This window comes from Lelliottia sp. JS-SCA-14 (assembly GCF_035593345.1).
GTDB lineage: Bacteria > Pseudomonadota > Gammaproteobacteria > Enterobacterales > Enterobacteriaceae > Enterobacter > Enterobacter wanjuensis.
In genome coordinates this window covers 3,457,604-3,478,999 of sequence record NZ_CP141606.1, presented here as the reverse complement: position 1 = coordinate 3,478,999, position 21,396 = coordinate 3,457,604, and the positions used below count along the sequence as shown (strand labels likewise).

Sequence of the window (21,396 nt, the reverse complement as noted above, 5' to 3'; positions counted from 1 at the left end):
CAGCGTGGAAATGTACGAGAACGAAAACGACCAGGTTGATGCGATTAAGCGCTTCTTTGCCGAAAATGGCAAAGCTCTGGTGGTTGGGGTGATTTTGGGTGTCGGTGCGCTGATGGGCTGGCGTTACTGGAACAGCCATCAGGCTGATTCCGCGCGCGAATCTTCCCTGTCGTATGAAAATACTGTGAGCGCCATTCGCGCCGATCAGCCACAAACGCTGGCTGCCGCAGAGAAATTTGCAGCTGACAACAAAAACACCTACGGTGCACTGGCTGCGCTGGAAGTGGCTCAGCAGTTTGTGGATAAAAACGAACTGGATAAAGCGGTGGCTCAGCTGAATCAGGGACTGGCTGCGGCCAGCGACGATAATCTGAAAGCGGTCATTAATTTACGCCTCGCCCGTATTCAGGTTCAGCAGAATAAAGCCGACGACGCGCTGAAAACGCTCGACACCGTGAAAGGCGAAGGTTTTGCAGCGATTGTTGCTGACCTGCGCGGTGAAGCTCTGCTGAGCAAAGGCGACAAACAAGGCGCGCGCAGCGCGTGGGAAGCGGGTGTGAAAAGTAACGCCTCTCCTGCACTGAGCGAAATGATGCAGATGAAAATAAATAATTTGTCCGTCTGAGAGGGACCCGATGCAATTGCGTAAATTACTTCTGCCAGGACTGCTTTCCGTTACGTTATTGAGTGGCTGTTCACTGTTCAGTGGCGAAGAAGATGTTGTCAAAATGTCCCCGCTGCCGACGGTTGAAAACCAGTTTACCCCGTCTACCGCGTGGAGTTCTTCCGTAGGTAGCGGTATTGGTGATTTCTATTCCAACCTGCATCCGGCGTTTGCCGATAGCGTTGTCTATGCTGCTGACCGCAAAGGCACCGTGCGCGCGTTTAACGCGGACGACGGCAAAGAAGTCTGGTCTGTGAATCTGGCCGAGAAAGACGGTTGGTTCTCCCGTACTCCGGCGCTGCTCTCGGGTGGCGTGACCGTTTCCGGTGGCCATGTTTATATCGGTAGCGAAAAAGCGCAGGTTTATGCGCTGAACACCAGCGATGGTTCTATCGCATGGCAGACTCGCGTAGCGGGTGAAGCCCTGTCTCGTCCGGTTGTTAGCGACGGCGTGGTGCTGATTCATACCAGCAACGGCCAGCTGCAGGCGCTGAACGAAGCTGACGGTGCGGTGAAATGGACCGTGAACCTGGATATGCCAGCCCTGTCTCTGCGCGGCGAATCGGCACCGGCTACCGCCTTTGGTGCAGCCATCGTCGGTGGTGACAACGGTCGCGTGAGCGCCGTGCTGATGCAGCAGGGTCAGATGATCTGGCAGCAGCGTATCTCTCAGGCAACAGGTCCGACTGAAATCGACCGTCTGAGCGATGTGGATACTACACCAGTCATCGTCGACAACGTGGTTTATGCCCTGGCTTACAACGGCAACCTGACGGCGCTGGATCTGCGCAGTGGTCAGGTCATGTGGAAACGTGAGCTGGGTTCAGTGAACGATTTCATCGTTGATGGCAACCGTATCTACCTGGTTGACCAAAACGACCGCCTGCTGGCACTGAACACCGATGGCGGTGTGACGCTGTGGACGCAAAGCGATCTGCTGCACCGTCTGCTGACCGCGCCTGCGCTGTACAATGGCAGCCTGGTCGTCGGTGATAGCGAAGGTTACATGCACTGGATCGATCCGGAAACGGGCCGCTTCGTGGCGCAGGAAAAAGTCGACAGCTCCGGTTTCCTGACCGATCCGGTTGTGGCTGACGGCAAACTGCTGATTCAGGCAAAAGACGGTACGCTCTACGCGATCACGCGTTAATCGTCTCGTTTGTAGTATAATAAACGGCTCCTGTTAACTCAGGGGCCGTTTTGACTTTTATAAAAACGCCGCAACTGCGACGTTTATTTGAATTTTATGAGGCTTCAAACATGGTACCTGTGGTCGCGCTTGTCGGGCGCCCGAACGTTGGAAAATCCACTCTTTTTAACCGTTTAACACGCACCCGTGATGCGCTGGTGGCGGATTTCCCGGGGCTGACTCGTGACCGTAAGTACGGTCGTGCTGAAGTGGAAGGTCGCGAGTTTATCTGTATCGATACCGGTGGTATCGACGGTACAGAAGACGGTGTGGAAACGCGCATGGCAGAGCAATCTCTGCTGGCGATTGAAGAGGCGGACATTGTTCTGTTCATGGTAGACGCACGTGCGGGCCTGATGCCTGCCGATACGGCTATCGCCAAACACCTGCGCTCCCGCGAAAAACCTACCTTCCTGGTGGCGAACAAAACTGACGGCATCGATGCCGATCAGGCGGTCGCGGATTTTTGGGCCCTGGGCCTGGGTGAAATCTACCCGATTGCTGCGTCTCATGGCCGCGGCGTCACCAGCCTGCTCGAAACCGTTCTGCTGCCGTGGGTTGACGAAGTGAACCCGCCGGAAGAAGTGGACGAAGATGCCGAATACTGGGCACAGTTCGAAGCTGATCAAGAGGGCGCAGAAGAAGAGCCTGAGGATGATTTCAATCCGCAGGATCTGCCTATCAAACTCGCTATCGTCGGTCGCCCTAACGTCGGTAAGTCCACACTGACTAACCGTATTCTCGGCGAAGACCGCGTTGTGGTCTACGACATGCCGGGCACCACCCGTGACAGCATCTACATCCCGATGGAACGCGATGAGCGCGAATACGTGCTGATCGATACCGCCGGTGTGCGTAAGCGCGGGAAAATCACCGATGTGGTGGAAAAATTCTCCGTTATCAAAACCCTGCAGGCGATTGAAGATGCCAACGTGGTCATGCTGGTCATTGACGCGCGCGAAGGTATCTCCGATCAGGACCTTTCCCTGCTGGGCTTTATCCTCAATAGTGGGCGCTCACTTGTTATCGTCGTCAACAAATGGGACGGCCTGAGCAACGAAGTGCGTGAGCAAGTTAAAGAGATGCTGGACTTCCGTCTGGGCTTCATCGACTTCGCACGCGTGCACTTCATCTCTGCGCTGCACGGCAGCGGCGTGGGCAACCTGTTCGAATCCGTTCGCGAAGCCTACGACAGCTCCACTCGTCGTGTAAGCACCGCGATGCTGACCCGTATTATGACCATGGCAGCAGAAGACCATCAGCCGCCGCTGGTGCGTGGCCGTCGCGTGAAGCTGAAATATGCTCACGCAGGTGGTTACAACCCGCCAATCGTGGTGATTCACGGTAACCAGGTGAAAGACCTGCCGGATTCCTACAAACGCTATCTGATGAACTACTTCCGTAAATCGCTGGACGTGATGGGCACGCCTATCCGCATCCAGTTCAAGGAAGGGGATAACCCGTTTGCCAACAAACGTAACACCCTGACGCCGAACCAGATGCGTAAGCGTAAGCGTTTGATCAAGCACATCAAGAAAGGCAAGTAATTGCGAAATCCAAAACCCGACTCCGTCGGGTTTTTTGTCTTTTGTCTCCCGACAAGTTAAGTGTGGAGTGAAACATGCGGTTAGGTTTTATTGGGCTTGGCGCCGTGGTGGAGACGGCCTACTTACCGGCGTTACGCCAGATTTTTGGTCATACAGTCAGCTGCCTGGGCTATGATCTTCGCCCTGAGCGCGAGCTGGAAGGCGTGACGCGCTGCCAGACTCTGGAACAACTGCTGGCGACGCCGATGGATACTCTGTTTATCACCACCTCGTCACTGCATCACCTCGACGCGCTGGAGCAAGCCTTAGCCTCGCCAGTTCAACGTATCGTGGTGGAAAAACCGGTGGTGGCTACGCTTGCGCAAATCGAAAGACTTAAAGCGCTGCTCGCAGAACCTGAAGCCGCGTCTCGCGTGCTGGCGCTCGATCACTGGATGGCGCGCACGGGGGCTATACAAGTCGCGCAGGGCCAACTTGATGAGATCGTCAAAATCGAGGGCTTTCTTCAGGAGCCAAGCGGCTTCAACGCGGCGGGCGAGCCAATCGCGCTGAACTTTGCTACGGGCGAGCCGGATACCCGTCAGCTTGAGCATCCTGATGGGGTGATTATTGATATTGGCACTCACGTTCTGGCGATGATGCGCGATACCCTGCGTGGTCTGGGGGGAAGTGGTGAATTGTCGTTGCAGTTAATCTCGGCAAAAGACAGGCTTGGCCGCCCGATAGCCAAAGGCGATCTGCACACCGCGGAAGGCGAAGCGCATCTTCGGGGGACCGTGAGCGGTATTCCGGTCGATATCTGGCTCAATAAATACGCCGGACCCGCTGGCGGACAGAAAGGGATCCGGCTGCATTTGCGCGATGGTCGAATCGTTAGCCATGACAGGCGCGGCGCTGAGGATGTGATTGAGTTGATTGAGGATGAAAACGTGCAGCGCTGGACGCGTCCAGGCGCCATCTACGCGCACTGTCTGGCAGAGCATATTCTGGGCGACAAAAGCCTGTATGAGTGCGCGCCAGAAGAGGTGAGTCTCACCACGCAGCGTCGGCTGGAAGAGGTCGAATTGCTACTGCAATTACAGCAGCAGCTGCGTGGCCCGCACTGAGCGGCGTGGTAAAATAACTCAAAACCTTTTTAAGGAGTCACGATGTCTGTTATCTGTCCGGATTGCCATGCAGAGCTGGAACCCGTCAACGGAATGGCGCACTGCGAAACGTGCGATAAAGATATTGCGCTGCAAGCACTATGCCCCGATTGCAATCAGCCGCTGCAGGTGTTGAAAGCCTGCGGCGCGGTGGATTATTTCTGCCAGAACGGGCACGGTTTGATTTCGAAGAAACGGGTGGAATTTAAGCCGGTATAAACCTGTAGATTCTGCCGGATGGCGCTTCGCTTATCCGGCCTACGGTTTTGCGGGTTTTATGGGTTTTGTAGGCCGGGTAAGCGAAGCGCCACCCGGCAACATCAGATACGTCAAAGCCAGTTTAAACCGGTTTTTTCTTGCGCGTCTTTTTAGCGGGCGTTATCCCTTTCACTTCGCTTTCGACCCAGCCGTCGGCCAGACGGGTGGTGAGCACATCACCGGCTTTCACCTGTTTGGTCTGCTTCAATACCGTGCCGTCGTTCGCCGTGGTCACGCTGTAGCCGCGCGCCAGCGTCGAGAGCGGGCTAACGGCTTCCAGATGCGTCACCGCGTTGCCAAAACGCTCACGGGTGCTGCTCAGACGGGCACGGATATTCTCGCCCAGACGATACTCAAGCTGCTGCATGCGGGTTTGCGCGCGGTAGATGCGCGGCTGTGGGTTTTGCTGATTCAGGCGCTGGGTCATGCGTTGCTGACGCGAAACGGCACGCTTAAGCTGATTATCCAGCGCAAAGTTCATCCGCTGGCGCAGACGTTCAAGCACCGTTTGCTGACGCGCCAGGCGCAGCTGCGGGTGCTGCTGTTGCAGGCGGTGTTGAAGCTTTGTGAAACGACGATTGCGGTTGGCGAGGAAATAGTCCATCGACATCTCCAGACGCTGCTGTCCGTTCTGCAACTGGCGCAAGAGTTCCATCTGGTTCCGGCTGACGATTTCAGCGGCAGCCGACGGCGTAGGCGCACGCATATCTGCGACAAAATCGGCGATGGTAACGTCGGTTTCATGGCCGACGGCGCTGACGATCGGAATCTGGCTGTCAAAAATCGCCCGCGCCACGCGCTCGTCGTTAAAACTCCAGAGATCTTCCAGAGAACCACCGCCACGCCCGACGATTAACACGTCGCACTCCTGACGCGCGTTGGCTAACGCAATGGCACGCACGATCTGTCCCGGCGCATCATCGCCCTGAACGGCAGTCGGATAAATGACAACAGGCAGCGACGGATCGCGACGTTTGAGCACGTGCAGAATATCGTGCAGCGCCGCACCGGTTTTAGAGGTAATCACCCCCACGCAATGGGCAGGTGAGGGCAGGGATTTCTTGAACTGCTGATCGAACAAGCCTTCTGCCGAAAGCTTCGCTTTTAGCTGCTCGTATTTCTGCTGCAGCAAGCCTTCGCCCGCGGGCTGCATGCTCTCGACAATGATTTGATAATCACCGCGCGGCTCATACAGGGTGATATTGGCGCGAACCAGAACCTGCTGGCCGTGCTGAGGGCGGAACGTAACCCGACGATTGCTGTTGCGGAACATCGCGCAGCGCACCTGAGCGGTGTCGTCTTTCAGGGTAAAGTACCAGTGCCCGGATGAAGGTTGCGTGAAATTAGAGATCTCTCCGCTGATCCAAACCTGTCCCATTTCCTGCTCGAGCAGCAAACGAACCGATTGATTGAGGCGGCTAACGGTATAAATTGAGGGGCTTTGGGAGGATAACATGTGAGCGGGATCAAATTCTAAATCAGCAAGTTATTCAGTCGATAGTAACCCGACCGGAGGTAATCGCAAGCATTTTTTATAAAAAAGTGTAGATGCAATCGGTTACGCTCTGTATAATGCCACGGCAATATTTAACCACCCAGGTCAGAGATATTGCCCATGCTACGTATCGCTAAAGAAGCACTGACGTTTGACGACGTCCTCCTCGTTCCCGCTCATTCCACCGTTCTGCCGAATACTGCCGATCTCAGCACGCAGTTGACGAAAACCATTCGCCTGAACATTCCTATGCTCTCTGCGGCAATGGACACCGTGACTGAAGCGCGCCTGGCTATCGCCCTGGCACAGGAAGGTGGCATCGGCTTTATTCACAAAAACATGTCTATCGAGCGTCAGGCGGAAGAAGTTCGCCGCGTGAAGAAACATGAATCCGGTATCGTTTCCGACCCACAGACCGTTCTGCCAACCACCACCCTGCACGAAGTGAAAGCGCTGACCGAGCGCAATGGCTTTGCAGGCTACCCGGTTGTGACCGAAGACAACGAACTGGTTGGCATCATCACCGGTCGTGACGTGCGCTTCGTGACCGACCTGAACCAGCCTGTCAGCGTATACATGACGCCGAAAGAGCGTCTGGTCACCGTGCGTGAAGGTGAAACCCGTGAAGTCGTGCTGGCTAAAATGCACGAAAAACGCGTTGAGAAAGCACTGGTCGTCGACAGCAGCTTCCACCTGCGCGGCATGATCACCGTTAAAGATTTCCAGAAAGCAGAACGTAAACCAAACGCCTGTAAAGACGAGCGTGGCCGTCTGCGCGTGGGCGCTGCGGTAGGCGCTGGTGCGGGCAACGAAGAGCGTGTGGATGCGCTGGTTGCTGCAGGCGTTGACGTTCTGCTGATCGACTCCTCACACGGTCACTCCGAAGGCGTTCTGCAACGTATTCGTGATACCCGTGCGAAATACCCGGACCTGCAGATCATCGGCGGTAACGTGGCAACGGGCGCAGGCGCTCGTGCTCTGGCAGAAGCCGGTTGCAGCGCGGTGAAAGTGGGTATCGGCCCTGGCTCTATCTGTACTACCCGTATCGTAACCGGCGTGGGCGTTCCACAGATCACTGCGGTTTCCGACGCGGTAGAAGCGCTGGAAGGCACCGGTGTTCCGGTTATCGCCGACGGCGGTATCCGCTTCTCCGGCGACATCGCGAAAGCGATCGCGGCAGGCGCAGCGGCGGTGATGGTGGGCTCTATGCTGGCCGGTACTGAAGAATCCCCGGGCGAAATCGAACTCTTCCAGGGGCGTTCTTATAAATCTTACCGCGGTATGGGCTCCCTGGGCGCGATGTCCAAAGGCTCTTCTGACCGTTACTTCCAGACCGACAACGCCGCTGACAAACTGGTACCGGAAGGTATCGAAGGTCGCGTCGCGTACAAAGGGCGTCTGAAAGAGATCATCCACCAGCAGATGGGCGGCCTGCGTTCCTGTATGGGTCTGACCGGCTGTGGTACTATCGATCTGCTGCGTACTAAAGCGGAATTCGTGCGTATCAGCGGTGCAGGTATCCAGGAAAGCCACGTTCACGACGTGACGATCACCAAAGAGTCCCCGAACTACCGTCTGGGCTCCTGATAAGTTTCCGCGCCCGGCTCAATGCCGGGCGCTTTGTTTCACTTGCCTCGGAATTAGCGTCAATAATGGAAAACATTCATAAACATCGCATTCTTATCCTGGATTTCGGCTCTCAGTACACACAGCTGGTGGCACGTCGCGTGCGCGAACTCGGCGTTTACTGTGAGCTGTGGGCGTGGGATGTGACGGAAGCACAAATCCGTGAGTTCAACCCAAGCGGCATCATCCTTTCCGGCGGCCCGGAAAGCACCACCGAACACAACAGCCCGCGCGCACCGCAATACGTGTTTGAAGCAGGTGTTCCGGTATTCGGCGTGTGCTACGGCATGCAGACCATGGCGATGCAGCTGGGCGGCCATGTAGAGTCCTCTAACGAGCGTGAATTTGGCTACGCGCAGGTCGAAGTGTTGACCGACAGCGCCCTGGTTCGCGGCATCGAAGATTCCCTGACCCCAGAAGGCAAACCGCTGCTGGACGTATGGATGAGCCACGGCGACAAAGTGACCGCGATCCCGTCCGACTTCGTGACCGTTGCCAGCACCGAAAGCTGCCCGTTTGCCATCATGGCGAACGAAGAAAAACGCTTCTACGGCGTGCAGTTCCACCCGGAAGTGACCCACACCCGTCAGGGTATGCGCATGCTGGACCGCTTTGTTCGCGATATTTGCCAGTGTGAAGCCTTGTGGACGCCAGCAAAAATCATCGACGATGCCGTTGAGCGTATCCGCAAACAGGTTGGCGACGATAAAGTCATCCTCGGCCTGTCCGGCGGCGTGGACTCCTCCGTCACTGCGATGCTGCTGCACCGCGCGATCGGCAAAAACCTGACCTGCGTCTTCGTGGATAACGGTCTGCTGCGTCTGAACGAAGCCCAGCAGGTCATGGACATGTTCGGTGACCACTTCGGTCTGAACATCGTTCACGTCGAAGGCGAAGAGCGTTTCCTGTCCGCATTAGCAGGTGAGAACGATCCGGAAGCCAAACGCAAAATCATCGGTCGCGTGTTTGTTGAAGTGTTCGACGAACAGGCGCTGCGTCTGGAAGACGTGAAATGGCTGGCGCAAGGCACCATCTACCCTGACGTGATCGAATCCGCAGCTTCCGCAACCGGTAAAGCGCACGTCATCAAATCTCACCACAACGTGGGCGGCCTGCCGAAAGAAATGAAGATGGGTCTGGTTGAACCACTGCGTGAGCTGTTCAAAGACGAAGTGCGTAAGATCGGTCTGGAGCTGGGTCTGCCGTACGACATGCTGTACCGTCACCCGTTCCCGGGTCCAGGTCTGGGCGTGCGCGTGCTGGGCGAAGTGAAGAAAGAGTACTGCGACCTGCTGCGTCGTGCGGATGCTATCTTCATCGAAGAACTGCACAAAGCCGACCTGTACAACAAAGTGAGCCAGGCGTTCACCGTGTTCCTGCCAGTCCGCTCCGTTGGCGTGATGGGCGATGGCCGTAAGTACGACTGGGTTGTCTCCCTGCGTGCTGTCGAAACCATCGACTTCATGACTGCCCACTGGGCGCACCTGCCGTACGACTTCCTGGGCCGCGTATCCAACCGCATCATCAACGAAGTGAACGGGATTTCCCGTGTCGTTTATGACATCAGCGGTAAGCCACCAGCGACGATTGAGTGGGAATAAATCACACCTCTAGTCACACAGAACCCTCTGCTTTGGCAGAGGGTTTTTTATATCAAGTTGAATCGCTTATGTTTTTATATATTTATGGCAGGTATATAACTACATATCTGTTGTGAAATCACCAATAAAATTAAATGCTGAGGTCATACAAGGCACATGATTTAAGTAGCTATGCGGTAACTGAAAACAGCTTAAGAGTATTTAATGAGCTCATTAGTTCTATGAATAAACTAAGTTCGAAAGAAATATCTATTTTTGTGATGTTGTGAAAATATCTTAGATCTAGATCTATTAATGAGTTTGGATATTGTTCTATGCTAGTACGCATAAAAGAATAACTTGTTACTTTTTAATACCCTTAACTTGAATGAGTTTAGGAGATGGGAATCTTGGTTACAATGACAAGATAGACAAAAAGGATCGCGTATAGCGCGAATGTTACATAGTCAACTGGCGGAATCTGACAAATTAGTTTCACGACACATTCACAGCCGAAGTTAATTAGTGGTTTTTAATATGTATAAAATACTACGTATTGCAGCATTATTTATTCTTACTATTTATGCTTTATTTTGTTCTCTTGCTCTAGTTGATGGTGTTTACCACCTTGCCAGGTCGGACGTTGAGCTCTTTCTTTACGGCGGGGCAATTGTTTCTGGGATAGGTTTTTTCACAATTATAATACTTGAACCTTTTTCAGAGGAGGTTAACCCTCTAAAAGGTAATGTGTTAAGCCTGTGGCTGAAACGCAGGAAACTTGAAGAAGAGAAACGTATTAAAGAATTGCAAGAAAAATAATGTAATAAATAATGTTGTTTAATTATTTGCGTGATTACCGCTTCGTTAGGAACGAATGACCTTCAAGCGATAAAGAATTTGCTATCGATTGAAAATGCGTAATTTGTTGATATATATTATATAAATGTTCATTAACCTACGGGTATCACCGATGTGCTTCTTTGTCGCATTTTCGATTTAAAGAGATGCTTAAGAATAGTTTTCTCTTGTTAACCCAAAACCCTCTGACTTGCCAGAGGGTTGTCCCACCATCACCACCGCCTGCCCAAAATCACCACTGTTAATCCACACTCCACCCTCCTTGCCCCGAACACACCCAGTTCCCAATTTAGCTATGCGTAAGCAAACGGCGACACCGCTGCCATAAGCTGCGCCGGAATCAACAACACACAAGCGCAATATCAGGCTGTTTCAGCAAGGGAGGTGCCATTGTTGCAAAAGCAGGTGCGTGATAATTATCAGTTAATATGCGTCAGTGTTACGACAGGGAATACGCTGGTTGTTGTGCGGGTCGTGGAGGAGAACCGTCTGGTCAGATTTCCGGCAAGCGATCGGGCACTGGAGGTGATGTCAGTGCTCGATGAAGAGTTTGTCCTGATACTTTCGTAGGCGCAGGACCGAGATATTCCACTATTAACGCCGCAGTCATTGCACGTACTTCCCATGATTACGTTTGAATCAGGAAGTGGCTCACGGGATTTAATTGATGGCAGGTTTAACGGTTATGGTCTGGAGGTGATCATCTGTGATGAGATTGGGCTGTATCGAAGCCATTAAGCGTATGATCCGTGCCACGCATGGCGGTCGAGAAAGCTGCCGAACGGTGAGATCGTTAAACCTCGATTCTGCATCGTCAGTTAGGTAACGTCTTAAGCCATGAGAAAATTCACAGCAATGGAATTACAGAACTGATTCATTTACTACGCGAGAAAACTACCGAATTGCAGCATCCAACGGCTGACTCACCTGCTGAGACTGGATTTTGTCCTGATGATGGTACCAGGCACCGATGGAGGAATAGACGAAGCGGCCAAAGAAAAACAGGAAGCTGATAAGCAAGATAATGCGGGTCATTCGAGTGTTAAATCGATGTCGTTTGTGCATACGCGTTGCCTGACTCACTGTATTTTCCTGGGCATACCCTTTTGGGCGATGGGACTATTAAGTCACAGTGGGCGTCAAGGGTCAATTACGAAGTGTGTAAAAAATCGTCAGTGTAATAATTAGTTGATGTTATCGATAGCGATGCAATTATTTACCGCATTGATAGAAAACGGAAAACCTCAAGGAAAAATTGTAATATTTGATCTTTTAATGCGCTGGCGTTGATTTAAATCAATTCTCAACCGCCATTGATCACTAAAATCCTCCCTCCACGATGTTCTCTCTATGAAAGCGGTGTGCGTCAGCTCGTCAGGTTAGATGCCTGTCTGCAACTACCCTCAGGATCAAACGGTCTCAACCAGGCGTCTATGAACACTCTATTATTCCTGAAGCAGCACAAAGACCGGTGGTGGGCGCTCCCCCTGATTTTGCCTGTCATTTTTCTGCCCATATTTAGTTTTGCCAGCACCTATACCCACTTAAATGGCGGGATCATTGCCCTCTATTACATGCCGCTGGCATTCCTGCTCACCTTATTGCTGTTTTTCGGCCTGTCGGCCCTTCCGGGTATCATTCTGGCGCTGTTTCTTCGCTATCACTCCACGAGCGGTATTTTTGAAACGGCGGCGGTCATCTGTCATTTTATCGTTCCCCTGACGCTCAGCTGGGGCGGATACCGCGTGTTTTCTCCTCCGCGAAATATGGTGGCCTACGGCGATGCAAAGCTCATGGCGCTACGACTTTTCTGGCAGGTATTGTGCCCGTCGGCGCTGTTTTTGGTGCTGTTTCAGTTTGCGGTCTATCTTGGGATCTACGAGACTCGCCAGAGTATGGCGGGGCTGAACCCGCTGACCATACGCACTCTGGTAAATTTTCAGGGGCTGCTGGTGGGTGGGCTGACGGGCGTGCCGCTGAGCTATCTGCTGATCCGGATCATCCGCCATCCGCGCTATTTAAGGGCGCTGATTTCACAGATCCGAACGCAGATCGACAAGAAAGTGACCGTAACGGAATTTATCCTCTGGCTCGCGGCGCTGGGCGGTTTGCTCTCTCTCCTGCTGATCCCCTTGAGCGATACCAGTACCATTTTCAGCACTAACTATACGTTGTCGTTGCTGATGCCGCTGATGCTGTGGGGCGCGATGCGGTTTGGCTATAAGCTGATGTCCCTTATCTGGACGCCAGTGCTGATGGTCGCCATTCACTATTTTTACCGCTATATCCCGTTGGGCCAGGGTTACGACATCCAGCTGGCGATCACCTCGTCCAGTTATCTGGTGTTCTCTTTTGTAGTGATTTACATGTCGATGCTGGCCACGCGCCAGCGCGTGATCACCCTTCACGCAAGACGGCTGGCGTTTCTCGACCCGGTCGTTCACATGCCGAATCTGCGCGCAATGACGCGGGCGCTGACGAAATCGCCCTGGTCAGCGCTCTGTATGCTGCGTATTCCGGAGCTCGAAGTGCTGGGCCGTAACTATGGCGTGCTGCTGCGCATCCAGTACAAGCAAAAACTGGCCGAGTGGCTCAAAAGTTCGCTCCAGCCGAACGAGTGTGTCTATCAGCTCTCGGGCTGCGACCTGGCGATTCGGCTGAATACTGAATCTCACGCGCTGCGCATTGAAGAGCTCGACAAGAAGATCAAAGAGTTCCGCTTCATCTGGGACGGAATGCCGCTGCAGCCGCAGGTTGGCATGAGCTATTGCTGCGTGCGCTCCCCGGTGAACCATCTCTATTTGCTGCTGGGTGAGCTGAGCATCATTGCCGATTTGTCGCTATCCACTAACCATCCTGAGAATCTTCAGCAGCGCGGCGCCATGCATCTGCAGCGTACGCTGAAAGACAAAGTTGCCATCATGAACCGCCTGCAATGGGCGCTTGAGCAAGATGAATTCAGATTAATGGCGCAACGGGTGCAGGGGATCCGCGGCGATCATTACCACGAAATTTTGATACGCATGCCAGGGGAGAACGGCGTGCTGCTCTCGCCAGATAAATTCCTGCCTGTGGCGCTGGAGTTTGGTTTGTCGTCGCGCGTCGATTTGTGGGTGCTGGAACGTACGCTGCAATTTATGGCCGAGCACCGTGACAGATTGCCAGGGCAGCGTTTTGCCGTAAATCTGTCGTCCTCAACCATCTGCCGGTCACAATTCCCGCTCGACGTTCACCGGCTACTGAAAAAGTACGGCATCGAAGCCTGGCAGATGATCTTTGAGATCACCGAAAGCAGCGGGTTTGGTAATGCCGATCTCGCCAGGCAGACCGTTAAACAGCTGCAGAAGATGGGGTGCCGGGTTGCCATAGATGATTTTGGTACCGGGTACGCGAGTTATGCGCGCCTGAAAAGCATCGATGCCGATATGCTAAAAATTGATGGCAGCTTTATTCGCAACATCGCTGACAACAGCCTGGATTACCAGATTGTGGCGTCGATGTGCCATCTTGCACGGATGAAGAACATGCTGGTGGTGGCTGAGTATGTGGAAAGCGAAGCGATTCGCAGCGCGGTGAATGCGCTGGGGATCGATTATCTGCAGGGGTATTTGATTGGAAAACCTGAGGCGCTTGAAACACTGATTGATTCTCAGGCGCCATCCGACGCCTGAGAACAGAGCATTACGCCGCGACGTCCGGCGACTGCTCTTCTTCAATTTTCAGCAACCAGCCGGTCACCCCTTCCCAGTACTGCTGCTCTTTTTCGAGATCCAGCAGTACCAGCGCATTCTGGCTAAACCAGTCGTGCGGGAAACTGAGCGTCCAGTGATGGTCGTCGGTTTTCAGAATCAGCGTCGGCGGTGTGGTGGTGGCCTGACGCTGGTTATTCAGCAGTACGCCTAAGCGCAGCAGCTGGATCAGCGGCAGGAACTGTTTTTTCTTGAACAGCGTGAAGCGCGGCAGATCGTCCAGTTTGATCGCTTTGCGGTGATAGCGCACGAGGGTCGCCATCATCGTCTGCTGCTCCTGGTTGAAGCCCGGCAGATCGCTGTTTTGCAGAATATAGGCCGAGTGGCGATGCATGCCGCTGTGGTTAATATTCAGGCCCACTTCGTGCAGCATCGTTGCCCATTTCAGCAGAGCGGCCAGTTGCGGATGTGCCAGCTTCGGATTCTGCGCTTCCCACTGCTCGTAAATATGCGTGGTGGTTTCCAGAACGCGCTTCGCCTGTTCACGGTCGATGTTGTACTGATTTGCCAGGCTTTGCGCGGTACGGCTGCGGATATCCTGATGACGGAAACGGCCTTCCATTTCGTACAGCACGCCTTCGCGCAATGCACCGTCGGACAGGCGCAGCTCGCGGATTGCCAGCGCATCGAAGACGCCACACAGGATCGCCAGGCCCGGCACAAACACCGCTTTACGCTCGTCGGATAAGCCCGGCAGGCTCAGGGCATCAAAGCTTTTATGTTTCAGCACCTCTTCGCGCAGTAACTCCAGGCGCTCCGGGGTGATAATCCCGTCTTTTTCGCCCATCGCCAGCAATACTTCATGCGCTGCCTTGATACTGCCAGACGCTCCGAGGGCAACGTTCCAGCCCTGAATGCGATACTGCCAGGCGAGGGATTCCAGCTTTTGCACCGCTGCCATTTTCGCGCGCTGGAAGTTTTCCCGGTTTATGGTGCCGCCAGGGAAATACATCTGCGCAAAGCTGACGCAGCCCATACGGCGGCTCTCGACCAGCTTCGGCTCGAAGTCTTCGCCGATGACCAGCTCAGTGGAACCACCGCCGATGTCAATCACCAGCTTGCGGCCTTTTTCCGGCTGAGTGTGTTCCACACCCATGAAAATCAGACGCGCTTCTTCGTTACCTGAGATGATTTCAATCGGGTAGGGGATCACTTTTTCCGCGCGTTTGAGAAACTCCGGCGCGTTCAGCGCCTGGCGCAGGGTGTGCGTGCCCACGATGCAAACGCTTGACGCTGAAAAACCCTGCAAGCGTTCGGCGAACAGTGACAGGCAGGCTAAGCCGCGCTCCATCGCCTCTTCGCTGAGCATATTTTTGTCGTCAAGACCATCGGCGAGATGAACGCGCTGCTTGAGGCGCCCGATGATCTGCATGGCTCCGTCGACCTCGCGGGCGATGACCATATGGAAGCTGTTAGAACCTAAATCGACCGCAGCAAACTCCTGCGGGCGTGGCGTCTTATCATTTATCGGCATAGGTTAATCAGGTTGCTCGAGTGATTTGATATAGTCGTAAATCGCCAGCTGTGAGCGCACTTTACGGCGGTTGCCGCGCTGCACGTAGCGGTTACTCAGTTCTTTGTCGATATAGCGAGCCTTCACTGTGTCGCTGAGTTGCAGCTCAATAATATCGAGGATTTGCTGCTTGAGACGCGGGTCCAGCAGCGGGGTGGCGACTTCAATTCGGTAATCAATATTACGCGTCATCCAGTCCGCGGAAGAGAGATAGACCTGTTTATCGCCACCGTTTTCAAAAATATAGATCCTGTCGTGTTCCAGATAACGGTCCACGATGCTGGTCACGCGAATATTGTCGCTGATGCCTTCCAGTTCTGGAATCAACGAGCACATGCCGCGGATCAGTAAATTCACCGGTACACCGGTGCTGGAGGCCGCATACAGACGATCCACCAGCCCTTTGTCGACCAGGTTGTTCAGTTTGAGGGTGATACCCGACGGTTCGCCTTTTTGCGCAGCGGCGATCTCTTTGTCGATCATCGCGTACAGCAGGCGGCGCGAGTTCTGCGGGGAGACCAGCAGATAGTCGAAGCTCACCGGGCGGTACGGGTTTTCGATGAAGTTAAACACCCGACGCACTTCGTTGGTGATGCGCGCGTCGGCGGTCAGCAGCGAGTAGTCCGTATAGAGTCGCGCGGTTTTCTCGTTAAAGTTACCGGTCCCGATGTGAGCGTAGCGCACCACGTCGTCGCCTTCTTTACGGGAAATCAGGAACAGCTTGGCGTGAATTTTCAGACCAGGCGCGGAGAAGATGACGTGCACACCGGCTTCCGTCAGACGACGCGCCCAGTGGATGTTCGCCTCTTCGTCGAAACGCGCCTGCAGCTCAACCACCACCGTCACTTTTTTACCGTTGTGCGCGGCGTGGATCATCGCATCAATAATGCGCGAGTCTTTTGCCACGCGGTAGATGTTGATTTTGATCGCCAGCACGTTCGGGTCGAACGACGCCTGGCGCAGCAGTTCCAGCACGTGCTCAAAGGTGTGGTACGGATAGTAAAGCAGCACATCGCGCTCACGGATGGCGTCGAATCCGTTACGGAATTTATCGAACCAGATATGGCGCAGGCGCGGCAGCGGTTTGTTGACCAGATTGGCTTTGCCGACGTTCGGGAAGCCAATAAAGTCTTTAAAGTTGTGGTAACGCCCGCCCGGCACGATGGAGTCGTAGCGGGAGATGGTCAGCTTGTCGCGCAGCATTTCCACCATCGCGTCCGGCATGTCGCGCTGATACACAAAGCGCACCGGTTCGGCGGTCAGACGTTGTTTCAGGCTGGAGGACATCAGCTCCATCAGGCTGGCTTCCATCTCGTGCACCAGGTCGTACTCGGCATCACGGGTCATTTTCATGGAATAGGCGTTCAGCGCGTCGTAATCGAAGAAGCCTTTGAAAATGTCGTCGAGGCAGTAGCGCAGGATGTTATCCAGCAGGATCATCGGCTTGCGACGGCGCGGCGTTTCCGGCGGCAGGTTCACAAAGCGCGGGACTTTGTCCGACGGGATCTCCAGCAGCGCATAGCGAATGGAGTCGCCGCGAATAATCTCAACCGCCAGATAGGTGTAGTCATCTTTCAGGAACTGCACCAGATCCGTTTCGCGATTGATAAGAATAGGGGTGATGTGCTGGCGCAGATAGTGTTTGAAGTAGTGGCGCAGCCAGGTTTGTTGATTGGCGGAAAGCTGACGTTCATTAATCAGGAAGATTTGGTTGCGTGCCATCTCGAGCAGCAGCTCGTTATACAGACCGTCAAATTCCTGGTCCGCTTTCAGGACGCGCGCCTGGATTTTTCCCAGCAGATGGCGTGAATGGGAGTTCAGACCTTGCTCTTCGCTGATGATGATCCGCCGTTTCAGTTCGGCAAAACGGACCTTGTAGAATTCATCCAGGTTATTGGAATAAATACCCAGAAAACGCATACGCTCAATCAGCGGATTGCTTTTATCAGCCGCTTCCTGAAGCACACGTTCGTTGAACGCCAACCAGCTTAGCTCTTTCTCGATGTATAACTTTTCCTGACCCATTACAACTTACACTCCGTTTCAATCACGGGACGCAGCAAATCCGTCTCGATTCTATTATGGCGAGCTTTGACACGAGATGTCCAACTGTGCCAGAAAAGTATGACAGTTAATTTTTTTTCTGGGGGAATTTAAGGGGTTGGTGGGGGATAAAGGCGTGTCGGGTGGCGCTGCGCTTACCCGACCTACAAAAACCGTAGGCCCGTGCAAGCGCAGCGCCGCCGGGCAAAACAGACTACTCGTCCGCCGCATGTCCCTGCGCGGGCAGCTTCACGCCATCCAGCCAGGCGGCGTTATCACGCATCTCAAGACGCCCCTCGACAAACCAGCTCACCACTAACGGATAAATGGCGTGCTCCTGCGTCTGGACGCGCTCGGTGATGTCGTCTTCGTCGTCGCCATCAAACACCGGAATTTTGGCCTGCAAAATCACCGGCCCGCCGTCCAGCTCGTCGGTGACGAAATGCACGGAGGTACCATGCTCCTCGTCGCCATTTTCCAGCACCTGACGGTGGGTGTGCAGACCCGGATATTTCGGCAGAAGAGAAGGGTGGATGTTCAGCAGACGGCCGGAATAGTGAGAGACAAAACCCGGGCTTAAGATGCGCATATACCCGGCCAGCACCACGACATCCGGCGCATAGGCGTCGATCTCCTGCACCAGCTCCCGGTCAAAGGCTTCACGACTGGCAAACTGTGAGGCTTCCAGCGCGTGCGCCGGGATATGGGCATCCCGCGCACGCTCAAGGCCGAACGCATCGGCCTTGTTGCTGAATACTGCGCGAATGGTGCCATTGATCTGTTTCTGTTTGCAGGCGTCGATGATTGCCTGCAAATTGCTTCCGTTGCCGGAAATGAGCACCACAATATTTTTCATTCAATGACCACGCGCTGTTCGGAATCAGAAGCTTTGATGATACCGATTTTCCACGCGTTTTCACCTTTCGCCTTCATCAACTCAACGGCTTTATCCGCTTCGCTGGCAGGCAGGGCAATCAGCATGCCGACGCCGCAGTTGAAGGTGCGATACATTTCGTGCTGGCTGACGTTGCCCGCGGTTTGCAGCCAGTTGAACACGGCTGGCCACTGCCAGGAGGACTCGTCGATCACCGCCTGCGTATTGTCAGGCAGTACGCGCGGGATATTTTCCCAGAAGCCGCCGCCGGTCAGGTGCGCAATGGCGTGAACGTCAACGTTCTCGATCAGCTCAAGAATGTTTTTCACGTAGATACGGGTTGGCGCCAGCAGATGATCGGCCAGCGGTTTGCCTTCGAGCTCGGTGGTTTCCGGGTCGCAGCCGCTCACTTCGAGGATCTTACGCACCAGGGAGTAACCGTTCGAGTGTGGGCCACTTGAGCCAAGGGCAATCAGGACATCGCCATCGGCCACTTTGCTGCCGTCGATAATTTCTGATTTTTCTACCACGCCGACGCAGAAGCCCGCGACGTCGTAATCTTCACCGTGGTACATGCCCGGCATCTCTGCGGTTTCGCCGCCGACCAGCGCACAGCCAGACTGCAGGCAGCCTTCGGCGATACCGGTGATGACGCTGGACGCCGTATCCACGTCCAGTTTGCCGGTGGCGTAATAGTCGAGGAAGAAGAGGGGTTCAGCACCCTGCACCACGAGGTCGTTCACACACATGGCCACCAGGTCGATCCCGATGGTGTCGTGGCGTTTGAGATCCATCGCCAGACGCAGCTTCGTGCCCACGCCGTCAGTGCCAGAAACCAGAACAGGCTCACGATATTTTTGCGGCAGTGCGCACAGCGCGCCAAATCCACCCAGACCACCCATCACTTCAGGGCGGCGAGTCTTTTTGACCACACCTTTGATTCGGTCAACCAGCGCATTACCTGCGTCAATATCAACACCGGCATCTTTATAGCTGAGAGAAGTTTTGTTGGTCACGGCTTAAGTCCCCACGCATAGCATAGTAAGAAAAATCGGCGCAATTCTAACAGTCCAGGCAAACGTTTGCGAGCCTATTCTGCGGTCAAAAAAAGTCGCTGAAAATTTACACATTTTTGCATTGGGCGAGGACAAACTTGATACCGTTCACGAAAATGAAACCGGTTTCGGCAATCTGCTTGCAACAGGCTAAGCCATTGCACATGATTTGACTGAAACCGGTTTCTGTAATTGTTTTTGCAGAAAATAACGCAGAATGAGGGAAAAGGCATGCCAGGATTTAAAGAAGGTTTTCTGTGGGGCGGCGCGGTGGCGGCGCATCAGCTGGAAGGCGGCTGGAAAGAGGGTGGTAAGGGGATAAGCGTCGCGGACGTGATGACGGTCGGGGCGCACGGCGTACCGCGTGAAATCACCCAGGGCGTCATCCAGGGCAAAAACTACCCGAACCACGAAGCCATCGATTTTTACCATCGCTACAAAGAAGACATCAAACTTTTCGCCGAACTGGGCTTTAAATGTTTCCGCACCTCCATTGCCTGGACGCGCATTTTCCCGAAAGGCGACGAGCTGGAGCCTAACGAAGCCGGTCTGAAATTCTACGACGACCTGTTCGACGAATGCCTGAAACACGGCATCGAGCCGGTGATTACCCTGTCGCACTTCGAGATGCCTTTCCATCTGGTGACCGAATACGGCGGCTGGCGCAACCGTAAGCTGATCGACATGTTTGTGCGTTTCGCCAGCGTCTGCTTTAAGCGTTATCAGCACAAAGTGAAGTACTGGATGACCTTTAACGAGATCAACAACCAGGCCAACTTCCACGAAGATTTCGCACCCTTCACCAACTCCGGCCTGAAATATGAAGAGGGTGAAGATCGCGAGCCGGTGATGTTCCAGGCCGCGCACTATGAGCTGGTGGCCAGCGCCCTGGCGGTGAAAGCCGGACGTGAAATCAATCCGTCCCTGCAAATCGGCTGCATGATTGCCATGTGCCCAATCTATCCGCTGAGCTGCGCGCCAAACGACATCATGATGGCGATGAACGCCATGCACCGTCGCTACTGGTTCACCGACGTACACGTGCGCGGGAAATATCCGCAGCACCTGCTGAACTACTTTGAGCGCCGCGGTTTCGAGCTGGATATTACCGACGAAGACATTGCAGCTCTGAAGCAGGGCTGCGTCGATTACATCGGCTTCAGCTATTACATGTCCTTCGCCACCAAAGCCACGCCGGATAATCCGCAGCTTGATTATGACGAAAGCAAAAGCCTCGTTTCCAACCCGTACGTGCAGAAATCCGACTGGGGCTGGCAGATTGACCCGGTGGGCCTGCGCTACTCCCTGAACTGGTTCTGGGATCACTACCAGCTGCCGCTGTTTATCGTTGAAAACGGCTTCGGGGCGATCGACGTGCAGGAGAGCGACGGTACGGTCAATGACCAGTACCGCATCGATTATCTCGACGCCCATATCCGCGAGATGAAAAAAGCGGTCGTCGAAGATGGCGTGGATCTGATGGGTTACACCCCGTGGGGCTGTATCGATCTGGTCTCTGCCGGAACCGGCGAGATGAAAAAACGTTATGGCTTTATTTTTGTTGATAAAGACAACGAAGGAAACGGCACCCTGAACCGCAGCAAGAAAAAATCTTTCGACTGGTATCAGAAGGTGATCGCCACTAACGGCGCAGACCTGTAATCGCCCGGCGGCGCTGCGCTTGCACGGGCCATAAGCCTCTGCGGTCTGGTGCCCTCACCCCGACCCTCTCCCACGGGAGAGGGCGCAAACACCAAAAACGGCAACCGGGTTGCCGTTTTGCCTTTACCTCCACCCGGC

At 54.2% G+C, this 21,396-nt stretch carries 16 protein-coding genes and 1 pseudogene; 10 read left to right on the top strand and 7 right to left on the bottom strand.

Annotated features, from left to right (window positions below; genetic code table 11):
* The first annotated feature begins 4 nt into the window (after positions 1-4).
* The 5 genes from U9O48_RS16240 to U9O48_RS16220 all read left to right on the top strand — a co-directional run bounded on the left by U9O48_RS16240 (position 5) and on the right by U9O48_RS16220 (position 4,764).
* A complete protein-coding gene (locus U9O48_RS16240) occupies positions 5-625 on the top strand; it encodes a YfgM family protein (RefSeq protein ID WP_285146872.1) in 621 nt (206 codons plus the stop codon).
* A 10-nt stretch (positions 626-635) separates the two neighbouring features.
* Positions 636-1,814, top strand: a complete 1,179-nt coding sequence (gene bamB / locus U9O48_RS16235; protein ID WP_285146871.1) for an outer membrane protein assembly factor BamB — start codon at positions 636-638, stop codon at positions 1,812-1,814.
* Positions 1,815-1,924: 110 nt separating this feature from the next.
* Positions 1,925-3,400, top strand: coding sequence for a ribosome biogenesis GTPase Der (der, locus tag U9O48_RS16230; protein WP_100780837.1), 1,476 nt, complete (start codon positions 1,925-1,927; stop codon positions 3,398-3,400).
* Between the two features lie 74 nt (positions 3,401-3,474).
* Entirely contained in the window at positions 3,475-4,506 is a 1,032-nt protein-coding gene (locus tag U9O48_RS16225; RefSeq protein ID WP_324722796.1) for a Gfo/Idh/MocA family oxidoreductase, read from the top strand.
* Positions 4,507-4,548: 42 nt separating this feature from the next.
* The gene (locus U9O48_RS16220; RefSeq protein WP_324722795.1) at positions 4,549-4,764 is read left to right on the top strand and encodes a zinc ribbon domain-containing protein; all 216 of its coding nucleotides are present in this window, start codon (positions 4,549-4,551) and stop codon (positions 4,762-4,764) included.
* Between the two features lie 121 nt (positions 4,765-4,885).
* Here U9O48_RS16220 and xseA read toward each other — a convergent pair whose 3' ends face one another.
* Entirely contained in the window at positions 4,886-6,259 is a 1,374-nt protein-coding gene (gene xseA / locus U9O48_RS16215; RefSeq protein WP_324722794.1) for an exodeoxyribonuclease VII large subunit, read from the bottom strand.
* Positions 6,260-6,418: 159 nt separating this feature from the next.
* Between xseA and guaB the strand changes: the two genes are divergently transcribed.
* The 3 genes from guaB to U9O48_RS16200 all read left to right on the top strand — a co-directional run bounded on the left by guaB (position 6,419) and on the right by U9O48_RS16200 (position 10,323).
* Positions 6,419-7,885: an IMP dehydrogenase gene (gene guaB / locus U9O48_RS16210; RefSeq protein ID WP_282495504.1), complete on the top strand. Its 1,467-nt coding sequence runs from the start codon at positions 6,419-6,421 to the stop codon at positions 7,883-7,885.
* 62 nt (positions 7,886-7,947) lie between these two features.
* Positions 7,948-9,525, top strand: a complete 1,578-nt coding sequence (gene guaA, locus U9O48_RS16205; protein WP_285146928.1) for a glutamine-hydrolyzing GMP synthase — start codon at positions 7,948-7,950, stop codon at positions 9,523-9,525.
* A gap of 516 nt (positions 9,526-10,041) precedes the next feature.
* Positions 10,042-10,323, top strand: a complete 282-nt coding sequence (locus U9O48_RS16200; protein WP_285149803.1) for a hypothetical protein — start codon at positions 10,042-10,044, stop codon at positions 10,321-10,323.
* A gap of 263 nt (positions 10,324-10,586) precedes the next feature.
* Here U9O48_RS16200 and U9O48_RS16195 read toward each other — a convergent pair.
* Both U9O48_RS16195 and U9O48_RS16190 read right to left on the bottom strand, forming a co-directional pair.
* A pseudogene (locus U9O48_RS16195) lies at positions 10,587-10,712 on the bottom strand (MFS transporter); the annotation flags it as partial.
* 544 nt (positions 10,713-11,256) lie between these two features.
* Positions 11,257-11,427, bottom strand: coding sequence for a YfgG family protein (locus tag U9O48_RS16190; RefSeq protein WP_282495503.1), 171 nt, complete (start codon positions 11,425-11,427; stop codon positions 11,257-11,259).
* Positions 11,428-11,795: 368 nt separating this feature from the next.
* On the opposite strand from U9O48_RS16190, the gene U9O48_RS16185 reads away from it, so the two are divergent.
* On the top strand, positions 11,796-14,033 hold the full coding sequence (locus tag U9O48_RS16185; RefSeq protein WP_285154427.1) for an EAL domain-containing protein: 2,238 nt from the start codon (positions 11,796-11,798) through the stop codon (positions 14,031-14,033).
* 10 nt (positions 14,034-14,043) lie between these two features.
* Here U9O48_RS16185 and ppx read toward each other — a convergent pair whose 3' ends face one another.
* The 4 genes from ppx to purM all read right to left on the bottom strand — a co-directional run bounded on the left by ppx (position 14,044) and on the right by purM (position 19,557).
* Complete coding sequence (ppx, locus tag U9O48_RS16180) at positions 14,044-15,585, bottom strand: exopolyphosphatase (RefSeq protein WP_282495501.1); 1,542 nt, start codon at positions 15,583-15,585, stop codon at positions 14,044-14,046.
* Positions 15,586-15,588: 3 nt separating this feature from the next.
* Complete coding sequence (gene ppk1, locus U9O48_RS16175; protein ID WP_282495500.1) at positions 15,589-17,649, bottom strand: polyphosphate kinase 1; 2,061 nt, start codon at positions 17,647-17,649, stop codon at positions 15,589-15,591.
* Between the two features lie 232 nt (positions 17,650-17,881).
* Positions 17,882-18,523, bottom strand: coding sequence for a phosphoribosylglycinamide formyltransferase (gene purN, locus U9O48_RS16170; RefSeq protein ID WP_285149805.1), 642 nt, complete (start codon positions 18,521-18,523; stop codon positions 17,882-17,884).
* Positions 18,520-19,557, bottom strand: a complete 1,038-nt coding sequence (purM, locus tag U9O48_RS16165; protein ID WP_282495498.1) for a phosphoribosylformylglycinamidine cyclo-ligase — start codon at positions 19,555-19,557, stop codon at positions 18,520-18,522. Before purM ends, purN begins: the two co-directional genes overlap by 4 nt.
* Before the next feature lie 270 nt (positions 19,558-19,827).
* On the opposite strand from purM, the gene U9O48_RS16160 reads away from it, so the two are divergent.
* Entirely contained in the window at positions 19,828-21,258 is a 1,431-nt protein-coding gene (locus tag U9O48_RS16160) for a 6-phospho-beta-glucosidase (RefSeq protein WP_282495497.1), read from the top strand.
* The last annotated feature ends 138 nt before the right edge of the window (positions 21,259-21,396 follow it).